At 37.3% G+C, this 22,645-nt stretch carries 19 protein-coding genes; 4 read left to right on the plus strand and 15 right to left on the minus strand.

All coding sequences use genetic code 11. From position 1 onward, the window contains the following. Positions 1–26 precede the first annotated feature (26 nt). From ftsA to mraZ, 12 genes are read right to left on the minus strand one after another with little or no spacing between them, the layout of a single operon-like run. On the minus strand, positions 27–1,391 hold the full coding sequence (ftsA, locus tag EDF66_RS19960; RefSeq protein WP_132844597.1) for a cell division protein FtsA: 1,365 nt from the start codon (positions 1,389–1,391) through the stop codon (positions 27–29). 24 nt (positions 1,392–1,415) lie between these two features. Next, positions 1,416–2,258 carry a cell division protein FtsQ/DivIB gene (locus tag EDF66_RS19965; protein ID WP_021190259.1) on the minus strand — a complete coding sequence of 281 codons (843 nt, stop codon included), beginning with the start codon at positions 2,256–2,258 and terminating at the stop codon, positions 1,416–1,418. Beyond that, complete coding sequence (gene murC / locus EDF66_RS19970; protein WP_132844598.1) at positions 2,251–3,606, minus strand: UDP-N-acetylmuramate--L-alanine ligase; 1,356 nt, start codon at positions 3,604–3,606, stop codon at positions 2,251–2,253. The genes EDF66_RS19965 and murC overlap by 8 nt, the downstream gene beginning before the upstream one ends. Positions 3,607–3,611: 5 nt before the next feature. Beyond that, entirely contained in the window at positions 3,612–4,715 is a 1,104-nt protein-coding gene (murG, locus tag EDF66_RS19975) for an undecaprenyldiphospho-muramoylpentapeptide beta-N-acetylglucosaminyltransferase (RefSeq protein ID WP_132844600.1), read from the minus strand. Between the two features lie 12 nt (positions 4,716–4,727). After that, positions 4,728–5,936 (minus strand): FtsW/RodA/SpoVE family cell cycle protein, encoded by a 1,209-nt coding sequence (locus EDF66_RS19980; protein WP_021190261.1) that lies wholly within the window; start codon positions 5,934–5,936, stop codon positions 4,728–4,730. Positions 5,937–5,971: 35 nt separating this feature from the next. Next, positions 5,972–7,345: a UDP-N-acetylmuramoyl-L-alanine--D-glutamate ligase gene (murD, locus tag EDF66_RS19985; protein WP_132844602.1), complete on the minus strand. Its 1,374-nt coding sequence runs from the start codon at positions 7,343–7,345 to the stop codon at positions 5,972–5,974. Between the two features lie 4 nt (positions 7,346–7,349). Continuing rightward, on the minus strand, positions 7,350–8,594 hold the full coding sequence (gene mraY, locus EDF66_RS19990; protein WP_021190263.1) for a phospho-N-acetylmuramoyl-pentapeptide-transferase: 1,245 nt from the start codon (positions 8,592–8,594) through the stop codon (positions 7,350–7,352). A gap of 4 nt (positions 8,595–8,598) precedes the next feature. Then, positions 8,599–10,056: a UDP-N-acetylmuramoyl-L-alanyl-D-glutamate--2,6-diaminopimelate ligase gene (locus EDF66_RS19995; RefSeq protein WP_132844604.1), complete on the minus strand. Its 1,458-nt coding sequence runs from the start codon at positions 10,054–10,056 to the stop codon at positions 8,599–8,601. Between the two features lies 1 nt (position 10,057). After that, complete coding sequence (locus EDF66_RS20000; protein ID WP_021189602.1) at positions 10,058–12,181, minus strand: penicillin-binding protein; 2,124 nt, start codon at positions 12,179–12,181, stop codon at positions 10,058–10,060. A 9-nt stretch (positions 12,182–12,190) separates the two neighbouring features. Then, the gene (locus EDF66_RS20005) at positions 12,191–12,601 is read right to left on the minus strand and encodes an FtsL-like putative cell division protein (protein ID WP_021189603.1); all 411 of its coding nucleotides are present in this window, start codon (positions 12,599–12,601) and stop codon (positions 12,191–12,193) included. A 20-nt stretch (positions 12,602–12,621) separates the two neighbouring features. Beyond that, a complete protein-coding gene (gene rsmH, locus EDF66_RS20010; RefSeq protein WP_132844606.1) occupies positions 12,622–13,536 on the minus strand; it encodes a 16S rRNA (cytosine(1402)-N(4))-methyltransferase RsmH in 915 nt (304 codons plus the stop codon). After that, on the minus strand, positions 13,529–14,002 hold the full coding sequence (gene mraZ / locus EDF66_RS20015) for a division/cell wall cluster transcriptional repressor MraZ (RefSeq protein ID WP_031288067.1): 474 nt from the start codon (positions 14,000–14,002) through the stop codon (positions 13,529–13,531). The genes rsmH and mraZ overlap by 8 nt, the downstream gene beginning before the upstream one ends. 519 nt (positions 14,003–14,521) lie before the next feature. On the opposite strand from mraZ, the gene aspS reads away from it, so the two are divergent. The 3 genes from aspS to EDF66_RS20030 all read left to right on the plus strand — a co-directional run bounded on the left by aspS (position 14,522) and on the right by EDF66_RS20030 (position 18,975). Then, positions 14,522–16,276 (plus strand): aspartate--tRNA ligase, encoded by a 1,755-nt coding sequence (gene aspS, locus EDF66_RS20020; protein ID WP_132844608.1) that lies wholly within the window; start codon positions 14,522–14,524, stop codon positions 16,274–16,276. Between the two features lie 93 nt (positions 16,277–16,369). Beyond that, positions 16,370–17,758, plus strand: coding sequence for a LutB/LldF family L-lactate oxidation iron-sulfur protein (locus EDF66_RS20025; protein ID WP_132844610.1), 1,389 nt, complete (start codon positions 16,370–16,372; stop codon positions 17,756–17,758). Between the two features lie 80 nt (positions 17,759–17,838). After that, positions 17,839–18,975, plus strand: coding sequence for an acyltransferase (locus tag EDF66_RS20030; RefSeq protein ID WP_132844612.1), 1,137 nt, complete (start codon positions 17,839–17,841; stop codon positions 18,973–18,975). Between the two features lie 69 nt (positions 18,976–19,044). On the opposite strand, the gene EDF66_RS20035 is transcribed toward EDF66_RS20030, so the two are convergent. Both EDF66_RS20035 and EDF66_RS20040 read right to left on the minus strand, forming a co-directional pair. Further along, entirely contained in the window at positions 19,045–19,554 is a 510-nt protein-coding gene (locus tag EDF66_RS20035) for a hypothetical protein (RefSeq protein ID WP_132844613.1), read from the minus strand. Between the two features lie 147 nt (positions 19,555–19,701). After that, a complete protein-coding gene (locus tag EDF66_RS20040) occupies positions 19,702–20,598 on the minus strand; it encodes an energy transducer TonB (RefSeq protein WP_132844615.1) in 897 nt (298 codons plus the stop codon). A 195-nt stretch (positions 20,599–20,793) separates the two neighbouring features. On the opposite strand from EDF66_RS20040, the gene EDF66_RS20045 reads away from it, so the two are divergent. Continuing rightward, the gene (locus tag EDF66_RS20045; RefSeq protein WP_132844617.1) at positions 20,794–21,579 is read left to right on the plus strand and encodes a hypothetical protein; all 786 of its coding nucleotides are present in this window, start codon (positions 20,794–20,796) and stop codon (positions 21,577–21,579) included. Between the two features lie 56 nt (positions 21,580–21,635). Here EDF66_RS20045 and tsaD read toward each other — a convergent pair whose 3' ends face one another. After that, positions 21,636–22,637, minus strand: a complete 1,002-nt coding sequence (tsaD, locus tag EDF66_RS20050; RefSeq protein WP_132844619.1) for a tRNA (adenosine(37)-N6)-threonylcarbamoyltransferase complex transferase subunit TsaD — start codon at positions 22,635–22,637, stop codon at positions 21,636–21,638. Between the last annotated feature and the right edge of the window lie 8 nt (positions 22,638–22,645).

The raw sequence follows: 22,645 nt of genomic DNA on the forward strand, positions 1-22,645 counted from the left end.
TGGAAAAAAACATAAAGTGTTGAAAACTATTTTTTATCCAAGAAAGTGGCATCATCAATTTCATTGCCATCCTTCATTAATTTTTTGAACCATGTTAGCAAACCATGCTCCTTCTGTTGTTGCTCGCCGACCTCTTTCACAGACTCAACATCCTTCTTTACAACTTTAGGCGCTCTTCTGGTCTCTACTTCATCCTCGTGCGCCTGAATACCCTTCATCAACAAACCTATGCTGGTAGCATATAATGGACTTTTCAATTCTTCATACAAAGCCTTTGGCAAAACTTCATTTTTTGCCAAGTATTCATTAGGAAAACCGATACGGCAATCAATGCCAGTGATATATTCAACAAGTTGTACCAAATGTTTCAATTGGGCACCACCTCCAGTAATAACGATTCCACCGATCAGTTTATTTTCATAACCAGAAGATTTGATCTCATAGTACACATGTTCAATAATCTCCTCCATACGTGCTTGAATAATGTATGCAAGATTTTTTACTGAAATCTCTTTAGGTTCACGACCTTTTAATCCGGGAACACAAATTACTTCGTTTTCCTTATTTTCATCAGCTAATGCAGATCCGAATCGTGTTTTTAACAACTCAGCTTGACTTCTCAATACAGAACAACCTTGACGAATATCTTCCGTCACGATATTCCCTCCTAAAGGAATTACAGCAGTGTGACGAATGATTCCTTCATGGAAAATCGCTACGTCTGTAGTACCTCCTCCAATATCAACTAAAACAACACCAGCATTTTTTTCGTCATCATCCAATACAGCTTCAGATGATGCCAAAGGTTCAAGAATTAATTCTGAAACCTCTAAATTTGAATTATCAATACATCTTTTAATATTTCGAATATCCGTAACACGTCCCGAAATAATATGGAAATTCGCTTCAATGCGACGTCCTGCCATACCGATCGGTTCTCGAATACCCGGCTCATTATCGATCGTAAATTCCTGCGGCAACACATGGATAATTTCTTCTCCAGGAGGCAACACTAATTTATACATATCCGAAATAAGACGTTCAATATCTTTTCTTGTAACTTCATCATCGCTATCAGTCTTGGTAAAAATACCACGATGTTGAATACTTTTGATATGTTGGCCAGCAATACCAACATTCACCACTTTGATATCAACATTTGATTGATTTTCGGCTATTTCAACCGCTTCAAGAATGCTGCTCACCGTTTTTTGAATGTTCGCGACCACACCTCGGCTTACTCCTGCCGAATCTGCTTTACCAACGCCTAAAAGCTCTATTTTATTTCCGCCACTACGTCTTCCAACTGTAACGCAAATCTTGGTTGTACCAATATCGAGTCCCACAATAATTGGGTTCTCTCTTTCGATTTCTGCTGATTTTGGATTCATAATATTCTGTATTGATGCTGTATACTATAATGTGTTATTCTTTACTTTCTTCTCCGGGTTATGCAGATCATCAAATGTCCAAACACCACGTTTTTCACAAATAATTTGACCTGCATATTTTACATTCACTTTATTGTAAGCGTCAACCCCGACTTTAGGGATTATTTCTTTATAAAATGTCTGCAACAAACTAAACTTTTGGTCTAAAGAATCGGCAGTGCCGATAACAAGCTGCTGATTTCCGACCCGAGGTACCAATTCAATATCTTTATCATTGTTAACAAATACCTGTACAACTTGATTGCTCCACAGCTCATCATTTTCGATAAACTGTGTCACTCGTAATAAATCTTTTACCAGTGTAGAGTTAATCGAATCCAAAGGATTCTTATACCCCTCTTCAATATTACCTGTTGCAATCATGACATGAGGTACATATTTCAATGTAGTTGGTACCTTCAATCCATTTAAATCGATATAATATTCCCGACCATTCTTATTAATGACACGCATAACGACTTCCCGTTGCGCGATATTAATGGCTAGAATACCATCCATATCCAAATGAACCGTTGCCTTAGATACGTAAGGCAACTTTTTCAACGTTTTTTCGATCTTTTCTAAAGGAATATCAAGTAATGGCTTACCAATTATATTGCCATAACTTTTACTGATAAGCGCAGAGATATCTCCTTGATCAATAAAAGCTTCTTTTCCTTCAATAAAAATATTTACCTCACGACATACTTGAAGGTCATCTTTGCGATTGACCAAGGACATCACAATGATTACAGCTATCACACCTAAAAAAAAGAGTGATAAATATAATACGCGATTCCATCGTATGTTGTGTAAATATTTAAGCATGTGCTAAAATTTCCTTCAATGGTTTTACTAATTTATCAATATCACCAGCTCCAACTGTCACCAACAATTCCAGTTTTTCACGCTGAGCAATTGCCAATACTTCCTCGGCTGTAACAACAGCTTTTTCCGGTGCCGTGATTTTACTCAACAACCAAGATGAATTTACACCTTCGATAGGTAATTCACGAGCAGGATAGATTTCCATAAGTAGTACACGATCTGCCATAGAAAGCACTTCTGCAAATCCTTCTATAAAATCACGGGTTCTCGTAAAGAGATGTGGCTGAAATACAACTGTCAACTTCTTATTCGGATATAGCTTACGCATCGAGCTCAAAAATGCACGCAACTCTTCCGGATGATGTGCATAATCATCTACATAAATAGCAGACGGACTTCTTACGATATATTCAAAACGTCTTTTAACACCTCTAAAATTCGTTAGTGCAACTTTTATTTTATCATCTGCAATACCCAAAATACGGGCAACAGTTATTGCCGCTACAGCATTTTCAACATTATGCGTGCCCGGTATTCCCAAATGAATATCTTCAATCTTTGCATCTCCTGAAATGTAATCAAAATAAAATTCTCCATCTTTAACATGTACATTAGAAGCATAAACATCTGCAACATCATGTCCAGAATACGAGATTTGACTTTCAAAAGGTAAACCCTTCTTAACAATACGCGTACCACCTTCAACAACTCGATCCAAATACATTTGAAAAGTCGTCAAAAGTTGGCTTGCATCACCATAAATATCCAAATGATCAGCATCAGCTGAAGTCACAATAGCTATATTAGGATGTAAAGTTAAGAATGAGCGATCATATTCATCCGCTTCTACGACGACCACATCATTATTACCATACAAAACATTTGTATCGTAATTGGAACTGATACCGCCTAGAAAAGCAGAGCAGTCAAAACCACTATCCTTTAATATGTGGGCCACCATGGTAGAAGTTGTCGTTTTACCATGTGTACCCGCCACACCAATTGTAAAACGACTTTCACTAATGATGCCTAAAACTTCAGATCTCTTATGTAGCGTATGCCCTACTTCTTCCAGATGATGTTTAATTTTAGAGTCTTTAGGAATAGCAGGAGTAAAAATGATTAATGTTTCTTCATTAGAAATATTAAATATCGGATCTATCGTATTGACATCATCAACATACGAAATTTCAATTCCTTCGGACACTAATGTTTTAGTCAATTCCGTTTCCGTACGATCATATCCCTTCACTACGCATCCTAAGTGAGCAAAATAACGAGCAAGTCCACTCATTCCAATTCCACCTATCCCAATAAGATATACTTGTTTGATTGCGTCAATTTTCATTATTTCTACCTTTTATTTGCCAATTTTATAACTTCTTTTGCAATGACTACGTCCGCATCAAGAAGCGCTAATTTCTTTATATTTTGAGCCAAAGCTTTCGATTCAGATTCATTACCGAGCAAAGCAATAGCTGTGTCAAATAATGTTGCTTTTGCCTCGTTATCCTTAACTAATACCGCCGCATGTTTATTCACCAAAGCCATCGCATTTTTTGTTTGATGATCTTCCGCGACATTGGGCGAAGGAACCAATATTACCGGCTTACCAACCACACATAGTTCTGAGATCGTTCCAGCACCTGCACGGCCAATAATCATATCAGCCGCTGCATAAGCGTAATCCATACGTTGCAAGAAAGCAAGCATATGAACACGACCAGAAAGTTTATCTTTCAATTCTTGACTTAATTGATCGAAATAGTAACTTCCACACTGCCATATCACTTGTATATTTGCATCATCAAACTTCCCGAGAGAAGCCATTACACTTTCATTCAAAGTACGTGCTCCTAGACTGCCACCCGTGACTAAAATTGTCTTTTTATCAGCATCTAATCCAAAAAAGGCCAACGCTTCTTCACGCTTACCTTCAATCTCAATAGAAGCACGGCGAATCGGATTACCCGTTAACAATAATCTCTCTGCTGGAAAAAATTGTTCCATACCTTCATAAGCAACACAAATCTTAGCTGCCTTATTTCCTAAGCGCTTATTGGTAACTCCCGCATAAGAATTTTGTTCTTGTACGAGTGTTGGTATATGCAATCGATTTGCTACCATCAATAAGGGGCCAGAAGCAAAACCACCAACACCAACAGCTACATCAGGTTTAAACTCACGGACAATTTTACGTGCTTTGTTCATGCTTTTAAACAGCTTGAACGGTAAAAATATATTTTTCCAAAACTGTTGTCTATTGATCCCTTGAATATCTAATCCCGCAATTTTATAACCTGCTGCTGGAACTTTCTCCATTTCCATACGGCCGTTAGCTCCAACAAAAAGAATTTCATTTTGCGGATCCAATGCTTTTAGTGCATTAGCAATTGCTACTGCCGGAAAAATATGTCCGCCAGTACCACCACCACTTATGATCACACGTATAGCCATTCTTTATATCTTTTATACTGGAATCGTACCAACGACCACTCTTTTTTCCTTTGGTCGTTCATCCAATTCCTGTTTACCTTTTAACTCTTCAATATTTCTACTTACACTTAAGATAATTCCTAATGCAATACTGGTAAATAGAATTGATGTTCCTCCCATACTCACTAAGGGAAGCGGAACACCGGTCACCGGACCCAAACCTACTGCTACTGCCATATTCGCAAATGCTTGAATAGTCAAACTAAAGCCTAGCCCTGCGGCCAAAAAAGCACCAAATGCTTTAGGGCTTAATGTCACAATACGAATACATCTATACATCAAAGCGAGATATAGAAAAATTAAGACGACACCGCCTATTGTTCCATATTCTTCAATGATGATGGCAAATATAAAATCCGAATAAGGGTGTGGCAATACATTTCTCTGAATACTATTACCTGGTCCTTTACCAAAAACACCTCCCGTCGCTATTGCAATCTTCGCATTATTAGCCTGATAGTTTTTATCATCCTGAAATGAAACAGGCATACCTTCCTGTTTATCTTTTTCAACCCCGATAAAAGACTTGACACGACTGTAATAAGTTGCTCGTCTTGGACCGATCGAAACAACAATTATTCCGAGCAATACCACACCGGCAGATACAATAGCGATCTGCTTAAAACTAATACGCCCAATTAAGAGCAGTAATACACATACCCCAAACAACATAATTGCTGTAGACATATTCGCCCAAGCAATTAAAACAAAGACACCACAAACAGCACCCATGATCGGAATAAATGATTTCTTGACATCTTTTATCTCCTCTTGCTTCCTGGACAACATACGAGCTAAGAACGTAATCAATGCCAACTTTGCCAAATCGGAAGTTTGAAAAGTCTGATTAATCACAGGGATCGTAACCCAACGACTTGCATCATTCACCTTACTTCCAAAAATCAATGTATATAAAAGCAATGGAACCGTTATCGCCATCAACAATTTGGAAATACCTGCATAATAACGGTAATCCAGTTTATGCGATAAATACATCAACACAAAACCAACAGCAATCAAAGAGAAGTGCTTGAACAGATATAATTCTGTTCCCTTACCTTCTTTATATGCCAACGTTCCTACAGAACTGTAGACCGCTAACAAAGACCAGCCCGAAAGCAGGATTACAATAATCCATATCCAACGGTCGCCCTTTAATTTAGAAAGTAGATGCTCTACCATATTTAATTACTTTAGATTTATAAAACCTATATCCACTACAACTCCATCACTGCGGCTTTAAATTTATCACCGCGATCTTCGTAATTTTTAAACCAGTCAAAACTTGCACACGCTGGTGACAACAATACCGTATCTCCTTTTTGAGCCAAATGAGATGCTAATTGCACCGCATCTTTCATAGAAGAACTGTTTACGATCAATTCCGTATCATCTTCAAATGCGGCGTGAATAGCCGTATTATCTTTGCCGATACAAACAATAGCACGTACTTTATTTTTAACTAAATCGCGCAACATTTCATAATCATTGCCCTTATCCACGCCACCTAACATCAAAACGATAGGTGTGGATACACTTTCCAAAGCATACCAAACCGAGTTAACATTGGTTGCTTTTGAATCATTAATATAATTAACGCCACCTATACAAGCTACTTGCTCCAAACGATGTGCAATATTAACATATGAGCTCATACTTTCCTTCATAGCTTGATTTCTCAACTCTTGAACCTTAGCAATAAGGCCAGAAGCCATATTGTTGTACACATTGTGTTTCCCTGTCAAAGACAACTCTTCCGTTCTCATAGTAAATGTATCGCTATTAGGTATGTTAATTATAATATCTTTAATTGAAGTCAAATATGCTCCAAATTCTACTTTTTGTTCCTGTGTAAAAGGTAAATGCATTGCTGCAGTATGATGTCTTTTTAAACCTGCTGCTGTTTGTGGATCATCAAGACAATAAATGAAGTAATCGTCTTTTGTCTGATTTTGAATCATTCGAAACTTAGAATCCACGTAATTCTCCACCTTATAATCATAACGATCCAGATGATCAGCGGTAATATTCAAAATAACAGCGATGTCTGCTCTAAATTGGTACATATCATCCAGCATAAAGCTCGAAATTTCCAATACATAAACATCAAATTGCTCACGTGCGACTTGCAGCGCAAAGCTTTTACCGATATTTCCTGCTAATCCTACATGTTTACCTGCATGCTTCAGCATCTCATAGGTCAACATGGTAGTGGTCGATTTCCCATTTGATCCCGTAATACAGATCAATTTAGCGTCGGTATATTGTGCAGCAAATTCTATTTCTGCAATAACAGGAATATGTTTAGCTTTCAACGCAATGACTAAAGGAGCATGTTCCGGAATACCGGGACTTTTCACAACAAGATCCGCCAATAAAATACGTTTCTCGGTATGAGTGCCCTCCTCATAAGCAATCTGTTCTTCATCCAGCTGCACTTTATAGTGCGATGCAATCATTCCCATATCAGAAACAAAAACATCAAAACCTTTCTGTTTTGCCAGTATAGCAGTACCTACACCACTCTCACCTGCTCCAAGAACGATTAGTTTTCCCGACTGTGGATAATATGTTGATGAAATGTTCGCCATACTGTTATCTAATTTTTAATGTTACGATGGTCAAAATGGCCAAAATAATTCCAACAATCACAAACCGGGTTACAATCTTAGCTTCATGATAACCTTTCTTTTGAAAATGATGATGCAAAGGAGACATTAAGAAAATACGTCTTCCCTCACCATATTTTTTCTTTGTGTATTTAAAATAAGAAACCTGCAAAATAACAGAAACCAGTTCCAATAAGAAAACACCGCACAATATCGGGATCAGCAGTTCTTTACGGATCAAAATCGCAAAAGCGGCAATAATACCACCAATAGCCAAACTACCCGTATCTCCCATAAATACCTGAGCAGGATAAGTATTGTACCATAAAAAGCCAACGCATGCCCCAACAAAAGCACCTGCAAAAATCACAAGCTCTCCCGAATTAGGAATATACATGATATTCAGGTAGTCTGAAAAAATAACGTTACCGGACACATAAGCTAAAATGGCTAGTGTAACACCAATAATTGCAGAAGTACCCGTGGCTAAACCATCAATACCATCTGTTATATTTGCACCATTAGATACCGCTGTCACAATAAATACTACAACGACCAAGAATACAATAAACGTTAAAACATTACTATTAAGTCCAAATACCTTAAACACTTTAGCATAGTCAAATTCGTTATTCTTATAAAAAGGAATATTTGTTTTCGATGATTTCACATTCTCTGCATAAGTCTTCTCACCGGTACTCTGATTGATCACAACCTCAACAGGTTTAGTCGAAGTAGGTGACGCAACATTTTGACGTACGACAATTTCTGGATGAAAATACATTGTACATGCAATGAAAATACCTAAACCAGTTTGACCGATTACCTTAAAACGGCCAGCCAGACCTTCCTTATTATGACGAAATACTTTAATATAATCATCCAAAAATCCTACAGCTCCCATCCAAAGTGTAGAAACGATCATAATGATGACATAAATATTCGTCAGCTTCGCAAACAATAAAGTCGGAATTAGAATACCTGCAATAATAATCAAACCACCCATAGTTGGTGTACCTTGTTTCTTTTTCTCCCCCTCTAATCCTAAATCACGGATGGTCTCTCCCACTTGCTTATTCTGAAGTACCTGAATCAGTTTTCCTCCAAAGACAGTCGTGATGATCAATGATGCAATCACCGCCATCGATGTTCTGAAAGAAATATACTGAAACAGTCCAGCTCCTGGAATGTGCACGTATTCGTTTAACCATGTGAATAAATGGTACAACATATTCTTATTCTTCGTTAAATGTTAATTCTAAAATTTCTTTATCATCAAAATGATGGCGTACACCATTCACTTCTTGATACTTTTCATGTCCTTTTCCAGCTACCACAATAATATCACCTGGCTTAGCCAATTGATATGCTACTCGGATAGCCTCTTTACGATCGGCAATAGACAAAACTTTACTCTTTTGCTCAGGAGCAACACCCGCTTCCATCTCTTTGATAATAACAAGCGGATCTTCCGTTCTCGGATTATCTGATGTAATAATCAGACGATCACTATAACGTAATGCCGACTGTGACATCTCGGGTCTTTTTGTTTTATCACGATCACCACCACATCCCAGTACCGTAATAATCTGCTGACTCTCATTACGTAATTTTTCAATGGTCTGCAATACATTCTCAACAGCATCAGGTGTATGTGCATAATCAACAATTCCGAAGACGCCATTCGGTGCTTTCATGGTTTCAAAACGCCCTTCTGCACCAGTCAAGACACTCATTGCAGTCAATACACGAACAGTTTCTTGCTCCAGCAAAATAGCAGCTCCATAAACTGCCAATACATTATAAGCATTAAAGCCTCCAACCAATTTCACCCAAACATCATGACCATCGATATTCATCAACATCCCATCGAAATGACTTTCCACAATTCTAGCACTAAAATCAGCACCAGAATGCAAGCCATATGTCTTTTTATAAGCAAATGTGTTTTGCAACATCACCTGTCCATTACGATCATCTTCATTCGTCAGTGCAAAAGCTGCTGTATCTAAATCATCAAAAAACTTTTTCTTTGCCTTAATGTAACTACTGAAAGTTTTATGAAAATCCAGATGATCATGGGTAATGTTCGTAAAAATAGCGCCTGTAAATTTCAAACCTGCAATCCGTTGTTGCACTACTGCATGCGAACTTACCTCCATAAAACAGTAATCACATCCCTCTTCAACCATTTCACTCAATAAGTGATTTAATTGAATAGGATCAGGAGTTGTATGTGTTGCAGGTATAATACGATCACCGATCTGATTCTGTACAGTTGACAAAAGCCCAACATGATAACCCAATTCTGAAAACAGCTGAAACAACAACGTTGCAACAGTTGTTTTACCATTCGTTCCCGTCACGCCAACCAATTTCAATTTCTTTGACGGATTATCATAAAAGTTAGATGCAACAATACCCAAAGCTAATGCTGAATCGGCTACAACAATATAAACAACAGAATCCAACGTCTCTGTCGGCAACTCTTCTACAATTACTGCTCTTGCTCCAAATGCAATTGCTTTTTCAATAAATAAATGCCCATCAGTATGTACACCTCTAACGGCAATAAACAAACTTCCGAACACGACCTGACGCGAATCAAAGCAAAGCGATACTACCTCAACATCTAGTTGACCGACTACCTCCTGTACAGGAATAGCATGTAATATTGATTTTAAATTCTTCATTCTACTTCAGTTCTATTGTTACACCTGTACCAATTGGTAATTTCTGACTTGCAATCAAAGATTGCTTAATCACTTTTCCTTTTCCAATCACGCTTGTTTTAAATCCAGAATTCTCCAGAGCAAATAAAGCATCAATCAACCCCATTCCCATAACATTTGGCACTACACCCTCTTTTATTTGATACTCCACAAATGGAACTCCAAGCGTTGAACTTGTTGAATCATTCTGTGCAATTGAATTCCAATTCACAATTTTTAAACCTAACTGCTCGTACACCTTCTGAGTCGCTTCGCGCGATCCCTTTAATGTTAAAGCCTTTGTATTCAAGGCCGACGTATTTAGTTTTTTTCTATTAAAAGCACTGTGCATATCCAAATCATTTGCATACACCATATCAGCTAGCTCTTTAAAAACCGGTCCCGCTGTTGACGCACCATAATATCCGTTTCTCGGATTTCTAATCACCACGATGATCGAATACTTTGGATCTTCAGCAGGAAAATATCCTGCAAAAGAAGATTGATATTTACGATTACGATATCCCATCGCACCGTCTGCCATTTGAGCCGTTCCTGTTTTACCACCGGAGCTATACAATGGATTTCTCAAGGTTTTCCCTGTTCCATCTTTCATCGTACCTTCCAGCATTCCCCTAATTTGTCCCAAGGCTTTATCAGAAGCAATCTTCTCATTAATAACCCTTGCTTCAAATTTTTCAACCGTATTACCTAGGTGTCTGATTTCTTTTACAAAAAGCGGAGAAATCATTCTTCCATTATTCGCTACGGCATTATACAATGTCAACATCTGTAATGGTGTCACTTTTAACTCGTAGCCATAAGCCATTTGTACAAGTGACAGACCACTCCAACTCTTACTTTTTGGAGTTTTTATCAAGGGAGCTCCTTCTCCCGTTATTTGTAATTTTAATTTCTGATCTAATCCAAAAGAATGCAGCTTAGCTGAAAATTTCCCTGGATTATCTTTATAATGCTCATAAATCAATTTCGTAATACCTACGTTTGACGATTGTTCAAAAGCTTCCTGCGCACTCATTATTGATTTTTTAGGCGCATGTGAATCTTTAATCGTGTGACGGTAGATCGGCCAGTTTCCGTTTCCAACATTCACATGAGTACTCGAATCGATCAACCCATCATCAATAGCAGCCAGATAAGATGCTAGTTTAAATGTAGATCCTGGTTCAGCACTCTGTGCAATCGCAATATTCATTTTTTCACGGTAGACACCATCTTTGTCTTTCGTAAAATTTGCAACAGCACGAACTTCTCCCGTTTTAACCTCCATCATCACAACACAACCTTCATCAGCATTACTTGCTATCATCTGCTTCTCCAAGGCCCTTTGTGCCATATCCTGCATATTGATATCAATGGTTGAGATAATATCCGCCCCATCTACAGGAGCCACTTCAATATCTCGATTAACTGGAATCCATACACCCCCTGCAATTCTTTGCATCAGGCGTTTTCCACTTTTTCCGTCAATATATTCACCATAGGCACCTTCAAGTCCAACATGAATATTTTCTTTGACATTTTTATAGCCTATTGTCCGCGCAGCCAAATTAACAAACGGAAGAATACGCTTATTCTGACGCTCTGTAATCAAACCACCAGGATATCGTTCTTTACCAACACGAACAGCTTTAAGCAACGGAAAATTCCTAATAACTTTCAGGTCTTGATGCGAAACAGCTCGCTTAATCAAGACATAACGTTGCTTTTTATTTCTTGCCTGTTTTAATAATGTCAAATACTGTCTAGAAGATTTATCTTTAAAAAATCCCGACAGTTTAATCGCCAAAGAATCAACTTTCAGATTGAAATAATCGTTTTCCTCTTCCGGAATAGCCATAGCATCAAAGCGCAATTCGTATTCAGGTACAGATGTCGCCAGTAAGCTTCCATCATTAGAGTAGATATTTCCACGAGCAGCCTCTACTTCACGCTCTTGAATGGATAAACTATCTGACAACTCCCGCCATTTATCACCGTCAATATACTGTAAATGAAAAAGCTTCGTAAACACAGCAATCGCCACAAGGACGATTAAACCGAATGCGATATAAACACGAAATAGAATGGTAGTTCTGATATTCATAAACGTCTCCTACTTCTTTTTTTCTTTTACAATTTCGATCTTGATCGGTGGCTCTACCCGCTCTTTCAAACCTAAAGAATCCACACGTTTCGCAATTTCAGTTTGAGTGGACATTTTCATGAGTTCTGCCGAAAGTGATTTATGATCCCAGCTTAACTCTTTAACTTCCTTCCCCAGCTTATCGATATTACGAATCGTACGCTCCGCAAAATGCCTATTTGTAATATAAAGCAACATAAGCAGTGTTACAAACCCAATAAATGGCAGATAATTGACGATGGAATATATAGACAAATTACCAGCAGTAAGTAGCGTCCGCAGAAACTTCTGGGTCTCCTCGGCTTTTTCCTCAACTGCTTCCTGTAGTTCCTCTTGAAGCTCCTCGCTTAATCCCTGCTGTTTTATTGTATTCTTGCCCATCTCGACACTTTATTAAAGCATTAAGCTATCTCCAACTTTTCAGCAATACGCAGTTTCGCACTACGCGATCTATTATTTTCAACCAGTTCTGTATCATTAGCCGTAATTGCTTTACGACTGATAACATGAAATGGTTTTATTTCATTCCCAAAAAAGTCCTTCTCTACATCACCTCTAAACTTGCCCTTAGCCATAAAATTCTTAACCAAGCGATCTTCTAAAGAATGATAAGACATGACCACAAGACGTCCTTCTGATTTTAAAACATCGACCGTCTGTAATAAAAACTCCTGCAGAGCTTCTAACTCTTTATTAACTTCAATACGCAAAGCCTGAAAAACCTGCGCATGATATTTATGCTCTTTCCCTCTAGGCACTAACTTCTTGATCGCTTCCTTTAATTCCGCAACCGTATTAATAGGAGCAGTCAAACGAGCTGTCACAATTGTCTTTGCCAATGTTTTTGCATTAACGATCTCCCCGTACATTCCGAAAATACGATGAAGATCCTCCTCAGCGTAAGTCGCTAATACTGTACGAGCGTCAACATCAGAAATCTGATCCATACGCATATCCAGATCCGCATCAAAACGAATAGAGAAGCCACGGTCAGCGGCATCAAACTGATGAGACGAAACTCCCAAATCAGCTAAAATACCATCCACCTGCTTCACACCGTTCAAACGAAGATTGTTTTTTAAGAAACGGAAATTTTGATGGATCAAGGTAAATCTAGCATCATCAATCACATTATTTAATGCATCTGGATCCTGATCAAAAGCAAATAACCTGCCCTCAGGTCCCAAGTGTTTCAAAATTTCTCTTGAGTGCCCTCCGCCACCAAAAGTAACATCCACATAAATACCATTTGGCTTAATCGCCAAAGCATCCATGCACTCTTTTAACATTACTGGTACGTGATAAACATTATCCATTCGCTAATCCTCCTAAATCAAAACCTCCCATAACCTGCTCGGCCAAAGCTGAAAAATCCTCTCCAAGATCTCCATTCATAAACTCTTCATATCCGTCTTTGGACCAAACTTCAATTTTATTAACCTGGCAAGCCAAAACAACTTCACCTGTGATACCTGAATAATCTAGCAAACCCTTTGGCAACAAAACACGACCAGCAGCATCCAAACTTAGCTCCGTTGCACCACGTGTAAAATTTCGGATAAACATCCTATTTTTTTCAACGTACTGATTCAACTGAGCTAACCGAGCTGTAATCGCATTCCACTCCTCGCGCGTATAGATCACCAAATGTTTTTCAAATCCACGATTGATCACAAGTCCCTCACGCTCAACATCAGGCAATTGCCTTTTGAGCGCAGCGGGCAACACCATTCTTCCTTTGGTGTCCAACTTGCATTCATATTCGCCAATTAAAAAACTCATTTTGTACACATTGGTTTCAAATTCAATGTAAAAGTATACACTTTCACCCACTTTTACCCACTTTTACCCACAAAAAAGTTTTCCACATAGCCCGACCGCTACATTTACTTGAAAATTACTTGAGGAAAAAGCAGGCAAAAAGCTAAATATCAGCGCATAAATACAGTTTTCATACCGTTTCAAAAAACGGTATAACACGAAAAAAAAGACCTCAAAAATCACTTTTATTTTCGTCAAACTGGACTGAAACTACGTCAAAAAACATATTTTTTACAAAAAATGACTCAAAAATGGGAGAATGTGGGATAAAAAAACAGATATATAAAAACATTAAAATTCATCCTTAAAATACACCAACTAGTTTCAAAATTCACCAATTATAAGAATGAAAAATTTAATTTACCATAGAAATAATAGCAGCTTCCAAAAGTGTAATGGAGTTTCTTTCAAAAAACAAAATTGCCATTCGTTATTCTCCCTAAAAACAGATAATTTTGTAGTAAAATTAAAATTTAGCGTATGCATAGAACAAACACGTGCGGAGAATTAACAATAGCTGACTTAGGTAAAACAGTAACACTTAGCGGTTGGGTTCAAAAATCTCGCGATTTAGGCGGAATGACTTTCATAGATGTAAGAGATCGCTATGGCATTACACAATTAACTTTTAATTCGGATGACGACGATTCTTTACGCGCTAGCGCACGTGAACTAGGCCGTGAATATGTGATTAAAGTAACTGGAACAGTTATCGAACGTTCGAGTAAAAATCTAAAAATTCCAACTGGAGAAATTGAAATCAAAGTTTCTTCTTTAGAAATATTAAATTCGGCGAAAACGCCACCATTTACCATCGAGGATGAAACCGACGGCGGGGAAGACATCAGAATGAAATTCAGATACTTAGACTTACGTCGTAACCCAGTTCGTGAAAACTTAATTTTACGTCACAAAACAGCTCAGGAAGTTCGTCGTTTTCTTGACGAGCAAAACTTTTTAGAAGTTGAAACCCCTGTCTTGATCAAATCAACACCGGAAGGTGCTCGTGATTTTGTTGTTCCCTCTCGTATGAATGCAGGAGAATTCTATGCCTTACCACAATCGCCACAAACATTCAAGCAATTATTGATGGTATCTGGTTTCGACCGGTATTTTCAAATAGTAAAATGTTTCCGCGACGAGGATCTACGTGCAGACCGTCAACCCGAATTTACACAGATTGACTGCGAAATGTCATTCGTAGAGCAAGAAGATGTTTTAAATATATTTGAAGGTTTAGCAAAGCATATTTTCAAAAAAATCAAGAATATTGATTTGGGAGAAGTACCTCGTATGACGTACGCCGATGCGATGCGTTTATACGGTTCTGATAAACCAGATATCCGATTCGGTATGCAATTCGTAGAATTAAATGAAGTTGCAAAAGACAAAGGCTTCCCTGTGTTTGATGCAGCTGAATTAGTAGTTGGTATTAACGCAGAAAATTGTGCATACTATACTCGTAAACAGCTCGATGCATTGACCGATTTTGTAAAACGTCCTCAAGTCGGTGCAACAGGTCTTGTATATGCGCGCTACAATGAAGACGGTACGGTAAAATCTTCCGTTGATAAGTTTTATACACCTGAGCAATTATTAGAATTTGCAAAATTATTTAATGCTAAAACTGGTGACTTATTCCTAATCATGGCCGGTCCAAAGGATAAAGTACGTAAACAATTAAATGAACTTCGTCTTGAAGTGGCCAATCAATTGGGTCTTCGTGATAAAAACAAATTTGCACCACTTTGGGTACTTGATTTTCCGCTATTAGAGTGGGATGAAGAGTCTGAACGTTACCATGCGATGCACCATCCTTTTACTTCTCCAAAACCGGAGGATATTGCATTATTGGATACTAATCCTGGTGAAGTTAGGGCAAATGCGTACGATTTTGTACTCAACGGTACTGAAGTAGGTGGTGGTTCGATTCGTATACACGATCGTGAATTGCAATCTTTGATGTTCAAACATTTAGGGTTCACACCCGAAGAGGCACAAAAACAATTTGGTTTCTTAATGGAAGCATTTACTTACGGTGCTCCTCCGCATGGTGGATTAGCATTTGGATTTGATCGTTTAGTTGCATTATTAGCTGGAATAGACTCTATTCGTGACGTCATTGCTTTCCCTAAAAACAATTCAGGAAGAGATGTGATGATCGATGCTCCTTCTACTATCCATCAGGATCAATTGAAAGAATTGAGCTTAAATTTGAATTTAAAACTTAAATAATTTGATCGCATCATGCGATAAATAATTTATAAGCGTTATCTTTAAAAGTTGGTAATTTATTACCAACTTTTTTTGTAAAATTAAAAGAATTAGATGTCAGTAAGCTCTGCAGATAAATTTTTAAAAGAAAGTGCGACAAAATCTTTCGACAGTAAACATCGCGATATTATTAACTATAATATCGACAAGTATACTATTGCTTTCGAAAAAGGGAAGAGTAAATTTGTAAATCTGGAGAACTCCCGTTTAGAAGCCAATCTAACAAAATGGAGAGCTATTGAAAATTTAGATAAATATCTACTCGAATTTGAAAGCAAATTTATAGCACGAGGAGGTAAAGTAATCTGGGCCAATAACGCAGAAGAAGCGCGTCAGGAAATCTGGAAGATCATGGAACGAAATAATGCAAAAAGTGTTATCAAATCCAAATCCATGGCTTCTGAAGAGATTGAACTCAATCATTTTCTAGAAAATAAAGGAATAGAGGCATTAGAAAGTGATCTCGGTGAATTTATAATTCAATTATTGGATCAAAAACCTTACCACATCGTTACACCGGCGATGCATTTAAGTCTTGCAGATATAGCGCAATTATTCAACGAAAGATTTGGCACTCCACTCGAAGCAACAGCTGAAGAATTGACGATGAAAGCACGTGAACTCTTACGTGAAAAATATAAAACTGCTGATATCGGTATTTCCGGAGCAAACTTTTTAATAGCAGACACCGGTAGTATTGCCATTACAGAAAATGAAGGAAATGCCCGCTTAACAACAGCTTTCCCAAAAATTCACATTGCTATTGTAGGTATTGAAAAAATATTACCATCGATCAATGACCTTGATTTATTCTGGCCTTTGCTTGCCACTCATGGAACAGGTCAAAATTTAACAGTTTATAACACACTACTGAGCGGTCCAAGACAAGCTTATGAATCTGATGGACCAGAAGAGATGTATGTCGTTTTACTGGATAATGGACGAACCAATCTATTAGCGCAAAAAGACCAACGTCAGGGCCTTTATTGTATCCGATGCGGAGCATGTCTGAATGTATGCCCTATTTATCAAAATATTGGTGGACACACTTATGAAACGACTTATCAAGGTCCAATCGGTTCACTCATATCTCCACACCTCAGTGGCATGAAAGAGTTTAAACACTTAAGCTATGCTTCATCGCTTTGCGGTAAATGTACAGAAGTATGTCCGGTTGGTATCGATATTCAACGTATGCTGTTGCTAAACCGTAGAGATTCCGTAGCAGAGGATCTATCACCAGCAATCGAGAAAAAAGCATGGAAAGGATTTACTTACTTAATACAAAGGAGAAAGCTGATCGATTTATTCGGCGGAAAGATCAAGAACTTCTTTATTAGTAAATTTTTCAAAAAAACATGGGGAAATAATCGACAATTACCAAAAATCGCAGACAAATCATTTTCCAAACAGTGGAAAGAGCAACAAAAAAATAAAGATTAACAAGATTGTAGCAATTTATTTGAAATCAATTGCTATTTTTTTTCCTAGCTTAGCTCCATCAATAAAAACCTAATTTATTTATGGATTTACAAACAAAAAGAACTTACATTCCCTGGATTGATTTTTTAAGAATCTTCGCTTGCTTTTTAGTCGTACTCTGCCATAGCTGCGATGCATTTGTCGCTTCTTTTGATAATAGCTTTTCTTTTCATACAGCAGTGTTCATAGGAAGTCTTGTGCGACCATGCGTTCCTTTATTTGCCATGATGTCCGGTATTTTATTATTTCCGATTAAGACCGACCTCGCTACATTTTATAAAAAACGTATCGGGCGCATCATTATTCCATTATTATTTTGGTCCATTGCACTTCCAATAGCATTTGCATTATACGCCTATTTTATTCAAAAAAGCCCAAATGGGTTGATTTCAATTGAAAAATATACTGTAGAAGGAACTATGACGAAAATAATTACCTCAATTTTTAATTTCAATTACGATACAACACCCCTTTGGTACATTTACATGCTCATTGGCATTTATTTAATCATACCCATATTTGGTTCATGGTTAGATCGCGCTTCGAAAAAAGACATACAGATCTTTTTAGGCTTTTGGATTGTAACCTTAGTTTTGCCCTACATTAAAATGGCTGCTCCACTATTAGGTTACAACGGCAACTACGGCAATACGGGTATTTGGGGAGTCTGTACCTGGAATGAGTTTGGAACTTTTTATTATTTTTCTGGTTTTATCGGCTACATCGTTCTCGCCTATTATTTAGTAAAATTCCCTTTAAATTGGTCTTGGAACAAAACATTATCAATCGCTGTTCCGATCTTTTTGATCGGATTTGTTATTACTTTTTCAGGTTTCCTAATTACACAAAAATATTTTCCTGCCAACTATGCTAATTTAGAGATCGTGTGGTATTTCTGCTCCATAAACGTCGCGATGATGACTTTTTCAGTATTTATTATATTTCAAAGATTGAAGGTGCGTGAATCAAAAGCATTAAAAGATTGGTCTCTTGCAACATTTGGGATATTCCTTTCGCACTTTATAATTGTACAGGGTATATCCGACTTATTTTTCAAAATTCCATATCTACCTGCTGGTCTAAAAATAATTCTCATCGCCGTAATTAGTTTTGTCTTAAGTTACCTAGTGACTAAGCTATTTGACACCAATTCCATAACAAGAAGATTTGTTAAATAAAAAAAGGTCCGCTCTTACGAACGGACCTTTTTTACCAAAAACCAATTAAAACCAAACCATTAAAACAGACTAACTATTTTTTTCGGTTATATCTTTTTTAACCTCTATACTATTTTTTTCACCTTTATCATTTCTGTCCAAACGATCACGACGCATTGGACGATCTTCAGATTTACGCATGCGGTGCTGTTTATGATTTTCAGCAAATGACTCTTTATACAGTTTTTGTTGATCAGGATTTAGATTTTTCATCAACTTTTCACGTTGAGCCATGCGATCCTTCTTCATCTGTTCCATGGCAGCTTTACGATCCGCAAAGTTCTTTTTATCCTTTTTCGCTTGATCCAATTGCAATGCATAGATTTCCTTACGCTGCTTATCCGTAAATTTTAATTTCTGATCCATACGATCCGTACGCAATTGCGCAATTTCTTCTGCTGATTTTTTATCTAACTTAAATTCTCGTTTTCCAGAACGGTGACCATCATGGTTTACGTTTTCTTTAATATTAGCTTTTTCTTGTGCAAAACCCGCAAACATTGCTCCAGATAGCAACAAACTTAACATTAACTTTTTCATGATATTTTCTATTTAATACTATTAACAACTTTGTCTACTCCGTTTTTAATTGATGAGTTTACAGACATTTGTTAATAAGATGTTGAAAACTACCTAAAGTTTAAATCGTCCACTGTTAAATAAAGTTAAACTCTAATAGTAATTTATTTATTGAGAGACTGTATTTAACCGAATAGGCAATGTATAGGCTACCCGAACCGGACGACCGTTTTGAACTCCTGGTTTCCATTTTTTTGCTTTGACAAGCAATTCAACAGCAGCTTTCCCTGTTCCATGGGAAACATCACGCTTTACATGGATATCTGTTAATGTACCGTCTTTCTCAATTACAAATGAAACCTCAACAATTCCACTGACACCTTGTTGTAAAGCGGCTTCAGGATACTGATAATTTTCGCCTACCCATTTCATAAAAGCTTCCATCCCACCCTGCGGTCTTGGCTGAATTTCTATATGCTCAAACCCAACAATAGCATCTGGATCTCCATGTAATGCACCATCTTTGTTAGTGCCGGTTATTCCACCATCCCGTTTTACTGTACCAAACTCACCTCTTGCAATAGATGTTCCATTAGGATTTGCCTTCAAACTCAAGCGTCCCGCCAATTTATTGGTTTTGTTTAGTTCATCTTGCGTCACCACATCTTCTTTTACCATACTTTGAGGAGCAACTTTAGGTTCAACGAAACGAATTACTTCCTGCTTTGGTAAATCTATAGCAACTTGTTGTGGTGCTTCTTTTTCAATAGGGATAGGTTCTACAATTTTGTCTTCCTCCTTTTTTTCCTTCTGCTCAACCTGGGGAGGTAAATCGACAACTGTTATTCGTTCTTTTATAATTGGCGCTTCTGATTTGAAATATGTTTTGTATATGCTACTACTTAGCACGATTAAAGCAACTGCACTTAAAACAATTACGACCGACCAGTTCGTTGCCTTATTCGATAAATTACGCAATTCAAAAGCGCCATAAGATTGGTTACGTCCTGCAAAAACAACCTCTAACCATTCCGATTTGTAAATATTCAATTTGGAGTTTAGCATAGCTTTAAAAATTAAGTTTACATTTTAACATATGATGCACAGTAATTAAAATTCCATAAAAGAAAATTTTTCATTTATAAAATTTACCGTATTTTTAAACCATAGAGAACAAATCAATCCGCAAAATAGAAAATGGTTAAAAACTTTACAACATTCCTATCGATCATCATATCTTCTTCATTATCAATAAGTTGCATGAATGAAGAACCAAAAAAAATCAAACAAGAAATAAAAGAAAGCAATCTCAAAACAGACAAAGTTGAAGCCTTTGTAGGTTTTGCTTTTTTAAATGAAAAAAAAGATTCTTTAGTTAGTTTGGCTGTTGAAGACGAAAAAATTAAACCTGAGGCGGCAACACATGCTATTATTGAAAACAAAATCACTCCCATTGATTTTTCAGTTACTAAACCTGAAAGTGAATCCTCTAATGGTCGACAAACAAGCCACAATTTCTCGAATAATGGTGGTACTTTTTTCAGTTTAAAGGAGCAAATAAAAGAGGGTGATTTTGCTTTAATAGTGAATCAAAAATTCATTGATCAAAATCAAATTCTACCATTCAAGAAGATTAACAAAGAGACAAATGAACAAATAAAGTTAAAAATAGCGAAGCAGTATAATCGAAAGATATCACAAAGTTCAACCCTAGCAGAACTCAATAATAAAGCTCAGATAAATATAACATTATTTGAGGTTAAAAATGATTCAGCACTTGCTGTACTGACTTATCTGCATAATGATCAGTTAATCACGTTAGATTTTCCTGCAAAATATGATGAAATGAGTACTTGGCGCGTAGATGATGGTGGCGTATTTGACTTTGAAAATCTACAATTATTATCAATTTTTCAATCCGATAAATCCATCAAAATAGCAACCGTATTTTGGGGAGCAGAGGGTTATAATCTCAACTTTTACGAATCAGTAGATGGAGTTTTTAAAAACATTGCTGAAGCATACGGTTATAGTGCCCCATTATAAAAACAAAAAAAGACTAGTTAAACAACTAGTCTTTTTTTATGATCGGGATCCGTGTGCTACATAGGCATACGCGCCAATGGGCCGACATCTTGTCCAACAAAATCGTTAATTAAATATTTTTGATATCCTGCAATTGCAATCATAGCTGCATTATCAGTACAGTACTCAAACTTAGGTATAAACACATTCCATTTATACCGTTCACCCATTGCTAGCAACTCTCTTCTTAAACCAGAGTTTGCCGAAACGCCACCAGCAATCGCAATATCTTTCACTCCAGTTTCTTTGGCTGCCTTTTTCAGTTTATTAAGCAATATGGATACAATACGCGATTGAACTGAAGCACACACATCATCCATATGATTTTTCAGAAAATCGGGGTCAGCTTTTTCCTCCTTTTGCACCATATAAAGAATCGCAGTCTTCAGTCCCGAAAAACTAAAATCTAAACCCTGTATTTGAGGTTCAGGAAGTTGATAGGCATCTGGGTTACCGTTTTGTGCATGTTTATCGATTAGCGGTCCTCCCGGGTATGGTAAATTTAGAATTTTTGCTGTTTTGTCAAACGCCTCGCCGGCGGCATCATCTAACGTCTGCCCTAAAATCTCCATTTCGAAATAATCTTTCACCAGCACAATTTGTGTGTGTCCTCCCGATACAGTAAGGCATAAAAATGGGAAAGTAGGTTTAGGATCTTCAATAAAATGCGCTAATATATGAGCTTGCATGTGATTGACATCTATCAAGGGGATATTACGAGCAAGAGCAAAAGACTTTGCAAATGAAGTTCCAACCAACAATGCGCCTAATAATCCAGGACCACGTGTAAAAGCTACTGCATCTATTTGATTTTTATGTATTTTTGCAGTGCGAATGGCTTCTTCTACTGTAGGAATAATATTTTGTTGATGCGCACGCGATGCTAATTCGGGAACAACGCCCCCATACTTAGCATGAATCGCCTGAGTAGCAATAACATTAGAAAATATTTCACCGTCGATACAAATTGAAGCAGATGTTTCATCGCAAGATGATTCAATACCTAAAATAACAGCCATAGCTTTGG

The sequence above is a fragment of the Sphingobacterium sp. JUb20 genome (assembly GCF_004342035.1).
GTDB lineage: Bacteria > Bacteroidota > Bacteroidia > Sphingobacteriales > Sphingobacteriaceae > Sphingobacterium > Sphingobacterium anhuiense.